Source organism: Bradyrhizobium sp. P5_C11_2, from assembly GCF_054049755.1.
This window is the reverse complement of record NZ_JBFULT010000669.1, coordinates 1-3,624: the sequence shown is the minus strand read 5'-3', so window position 1 is coordinate 3,624 and position 3,624 is coordinate 1. Positions and strand designations below refer to the sequence as shown.

Below are 3,624 nucleotides of genomic sequence, written 5' to 3'. Positions count from 1 at the left end.
CCATTGCGCCGTTCGATGCGGAATCCGGCTCAGGCGATGCCGCTCGCGAGCTTCAGGCGCGTTGAACCCCTCCTCGACGGTGCGGAGATAGCCTACCGGAATATTGGCCAGCTTCATCCTGGCCATCCAGTTCTCGAGGCTGTCGCCTGCAAAGACCTCTGCGATAGCCGCGCGTAGCAGCTCCTTGTTCTCGGACCGCGCTTTTCGCGTGGCGAACTGCGGATCGGTGATCAGATCAGGCCGTTTCAACACCTCGACCACCAGCCGGCGATAAAGCCGGTCGTTGGCACAGGCCATGTAGAGCGGCCCGTCGGACGCCTCGTAGACGCCGACGGTGGGAGACCCGCTCGGCGAGTTGCCGAACCGGCCGGGATTCTGACCATTGATCAGGTAGGCCATGCCGTAGAACCCGGTCATCGCCATGGCGATGTCGAACAGGGCGACTTCGACATGCTGTCCGCGGCCGAGCCGATCCCGCGCCAGCAGGGCCAGCAGAATGGCATTGCAGGCGGTCATGCCCGTCGCCATGTCCACGATGGGGGGACCGGTGCGAACCGCCGGGCCATCGGCAAAACCATTCAGCGACATGAAGCCGCTTTCCGCCTGCGTGATGGGATCAAAACCGGGACGGGAGGCGAAAGGTCCGGTGCGTCCGTAGGCTGAGATCGAGCAATAGACCAGCCGCGGATTGAGCGGCACGACCGCCTCGTAGTCGAGGCCGAACTTCTTCATGACCCCGCTCGAAAAATTCTCCACAACCACATCCGCCTTGCGGATCAGATCCAACGCGACGTCGCGTGCCTCTGGCACGCTCAGATCGAGCGCGATGCCCTGCTTATTGCGGTTCAGGCTGAGATAGGCTGCGCTCTCGCCACCGATTTCGGCGTGCTCATAGGCACGCGTGTCGTCGCCGCCATCCGGATTCTCGATCTTGATGACGCGCGCACCGAAATCGGCAAGTGTCTGCGTGCAGGCCGGACCGGCTACCACACGCGTGAAATCGACGATCAGCAGATCATCAAGTGCAGTTGGCCCTCCCGTCCCCCTCGGCGAACGTTCCGGCAATTGAGGCTTGGTGGACATCGATGGCGCTCCTTTACATCGGCTTGTGGCCGCCGAATTTCCTGCATGAGCAAACTTAAAGCCTGACGCCACCGACTTCGCAAGTGGTTCGCTCACCTCCCCTGAGAACGCAAAAAGGGCCCGGCAGCGGTCAAGCTGCCGGGCCCTTAACATTTGGACGCACCGATTTGCGCTACGCTGGTGCGGGCGTTTCAAAAGTCACGTTCCGCGTGACGGGAAACCTTGCTTCAACGCTTCATCGCAGCTGCTTTCGCCAGTAAAGCGTATGAGACCATGCCCAGGGCACCTCTGGTTCGTAAAGTCGGTAACCAGCCTGAATGAAGTTGTTGGCAGACACCGGATTGTCGGTCGTATCCGAGACGATGCTGTCCCATCCGATACGCCGCCCTCTCGCCTCGATAGCTCGCATCAGCCTGAGTTGAAGCCCCCGCCCCCAATGCCGATGCAGGACACCGACCCTGGAGAAGTAGCCGCTGTTTCGCGCATGCGTCGACGGCAGCACGCCGGCGAAGGCGACAGCATCACGATCGTGATAGGCAAGCCACCACGCTCCCAACTCGAACTGCGGCAGGGCGGCGCCATTGAAAAACGTCAGCCGATGCAGATCTCCGAGGGTCTCGGCAATCTCATCGTCCTCTGCATCAACGATACGAATTCTGTACATCGAATGCCCCATACACCGGATGCCCAATGCGACTGGCTGCTCCTGAGCGCGAGCGATGGCAGCCTCGCCGCCGTGCAGGTCTATTTGGCCAATACAACCTTGACGCCCAGCCAGACGGCACCCATCAGACCGGTGGCAATCACGGTGATCACCGCCTTGAATGTGTAGCTCTGCGCCTGCTCCACGCTCTTCCGCCAGCGCCGCAAGTGCTGGAAGTCCGCCCTCAGTTCCTTCCGATCATCGTCTTCGATTCCAAACGACGCCAGCACGGTGGCTACGGCTTTCAACACGATGGTATCGATGCTCTCCTGCTGGAGCCTGTGGTGCTCGGCCAGCGTCTCGGCGACGATCGCCCTGATTTCGTCGTCTGGCATGTTCACCGCTTGATGATCCTTGCGACATTCTCAAAACCACGCTTGGCGAAATAGAAGGAGACCACGAGATTGGCCGTGATCGCCGCAAATCCCGCCAGGGCGTCTGTGGAGCCGAAGCCGAGGACCTTGTCCCAGACCAGCAGTTTTGCGAAGTAAAGCGCGACGCAGTAGCCCATCAGCTTGTCCGGCTCGTGCCAGTGTCCGATTTCAGCGATGCGATACTGCATGACGGCTTTGATTTCGGCCGTCTGCGCCGCGATCTCGCCGGCTGCGAGATCTGCTGCGATCTTGGCGTCGACATTTTCAGCCTTGAGTTTCGCGCTGTAGGCATCGATCAGCGCTTTGACGACGGGGCCACCGAGAAACGAGATGATCGTCATCCACATTGGTCTTTCCTCCGAAGTGTTCGCAGACGCGCGAGGATCGTCACGACCGAGATCGCAAGCAGGATGCGCCCCGTCGCTTTGACGTCGCCGATGGCAGCGCTGATCTGATCCTTGACGCCGGGATCGCCCAGCGCGTCGGCAAGATCGTCGATGATCGAAGCCAAGGCACCGGCAAGCGCGACGCAATAGCTCCAGGCGACGGTCATGGAGTGCAGGCAGACTGCCTTGATCTTTGCCAGCATCACGGCTTGGCCCGCAGCGCAGCGAGCCTGGCCTCGAGCGTCTTGATCAAGGCGTCGGTACCGGTCACGAGCCGGAGGAGCGAATCCTTGCAGAGCCAGCAGGCGCCAAAGCCGGCGGCGAAAAGGATGATGTCGAGAGTTGTCGTCATGTTCATTTCTTTCCCAAGATGGCTCTGACCAGGTTGATCACGAACGCGCCGATCGAGCCTTTCGACGGGTTCGTCAGTGAAGGCCTCGCGGAATCGCCCGCCGCCGGATTCTTTGCGATCCTTGGTCCCCCAAAGCTGATGTCCGGATCGAGCTCCATCAGGACAATCAGGAGAACTGCGCACCCGAGTTGCGGGTCGACCTTGCCCGGGTCGTAAACACCGTCGCGCACGTACTTCCCCGCGCGGTACTGGTTGGTGCCGGACCAGAGGTAAGGCGAAGGCACGCTGCGGGCCGCGTAGCCGATGCCGTTGTAGGTTTCGAGTGCGGTCAACGTTCCGGCGATGGACCAGTCCTTGTGACGCGCGAGGAAGGGCGGACACTTGACCAGAGCATCGATCGCGGCGGCCTCCCACGAGCCGAACGGGCCGCGCCCGGCCGGTACGTGAACCGAGACCCGGTTCCAGGGATCCCCCTGGGCCAGAGAGGCCCTCCAGTCCTGGGATGATTCCCGTTCATGAATGACTGCAATGACCGGCCAGGGGACGCCCGTTTCCCGCTCGACGGCCTGATAACGCTGCTTGGCCTTGTGGAGGCGCGAAGCAACATTAGCGGCCTCGGATTTCCGGGTTGGCTTAGCACTCGCCCAGCGCTTCGCATTCGCCGCAGAGAGGGCGTTCAGGTCTACCATGGGTTGACTCGATTGGGGGTTAGGGTGGTATCAAGCC

Annotated in this window: 7 protein-coding genes; all 7 read right to left on the bottom strand. The window is 61.4% G+C overall.

Annotated elements, in window-relative coordinates; genetic code table 11:
- Positions 1 to 1,083 (bottom strand): CaiB/BaiF CoA transferase family protein (locus ACXJL8_RS36535; RefSeq protein WP_456686577.1); only part of this gene is annotated, 1,083 nt, incomplete at its 3' end.
- A 235-nt stretch (positions 1,084 to 1,318) separates the two neighbouring features.
- Positions 1,319 to 1,747, bottom strand: coding sequence for a GNAT family N-acetyltransferase (locus ACXJL8_RS36530; RefSeq protein ID WP_456624306.1), 429 nt, complete (start codon positions 1,745 to 1,747; stop codon positions 1,319 to 1,321).
- Between the two features lie 80 nt (positions 1,748 to 1,827).
- Positions 1,828 to 2,127, bottom strand: a complete 300-nt coding sequence (locus ACXJL8_RS36525) for a hypothetical protein (protein ID WP_456624305.1) — start codon at positions 2,125 to 2,127, stop codon at positions 1,828 to 1,830.
- Positions 2,124 to 2,507, bottom strand: coding sequence for a hypothetical protein (locus ACXJL8_RS36520; protein WP_456624304.1), 384 nt, complete (start codon positions 2,505 to 2,507; stop codon positions 2,124 to 2,126). The genes ACXJL8_RS36525 and ACXJL8_RS36520 overlap by 4 nt, the downstream gene beginning before the upstream one ends.
- On the bottom strand, positions 2,498 to 2,749 hold the full coding sequence (locus ACXJL8_RS36515) for a hypothetical protein (protein WP_456624303.1): 252 nt from the start codon (positions 2,747 to 2,749) through the stop codon (positions 2,498 to 2,500). Before ACXJL8_RS36515 ends, ACXJL8_RS36520 begins: the two co-directional genes overlap by 10 nt.
- Positions 2,749 to 2,898, bottom strand: coding sequence for a hypothetical protein (locus tag ACXJL8_RS36510; RefSeq protein ID WP_456624302.1), 150 nt, complete (start codon positions 2,896 to 2,898; stop codon positions 2,749 to 2,751). Before ACXJL8_RS36510 ends, ACXJL8_RS36515 begins: the two co-directional genes overlap by 1 nt.
- A 2-nt stretch (positions 2,899 to 2,900) precedes the next feature.
- Positions 2,901 to 3,587 (bottom strand): hypothetical protein, encoded by a 687-nt coding sequence (locus ACXJL8_RS36505; RefSeq protein ID WP_456624301.1) that lies wholly within the window; start codon positions 3,585 to 3,587, stop codon positions 2,901 to 2,903.
- Positions 3,588 to 3,624 lie beyond the last annotated feature (37 nt).

Coding starts and splice junctions, on each gene's coding strand:
- ACXJL8_RS36530 (WP_456624306.1), bottom strand. CDS start 1,747: ATGTACAGAATTCGTATCGTTGATGCAGAGGACGATGAGATTGCCGAG.
- ACXJL8_RS36520 (WP_456624304.1), bottom strand. CDS start 2,507: ATGTGGATGACGATCATCTCGTTTCTCGGTGGCCCCGTCGTCAAAGCG.
- ACXJL8_RS36515 (WP_456624303.1), bottom strand. CDS start 2,749: ATGCTGGCAAAGATCAAGGCAGTCTGCCTGCACTCCATGACCGTCGCC.
- ACXJL8_RS36510 (WP_456624302.1), bottom strand. CDS start 2,898: ATGACGACAACTCTCGACATCATCCTTTTCGCCGCCGGCTTTGGCGCC.
- ACXJL8_RS36505 (WP_456624301.1), bottom strand. CDS start 3,587: ATGGTAGACCTGAACGCCCTCTCTGCGGCGAATGCGAAGCGCTGGGCG.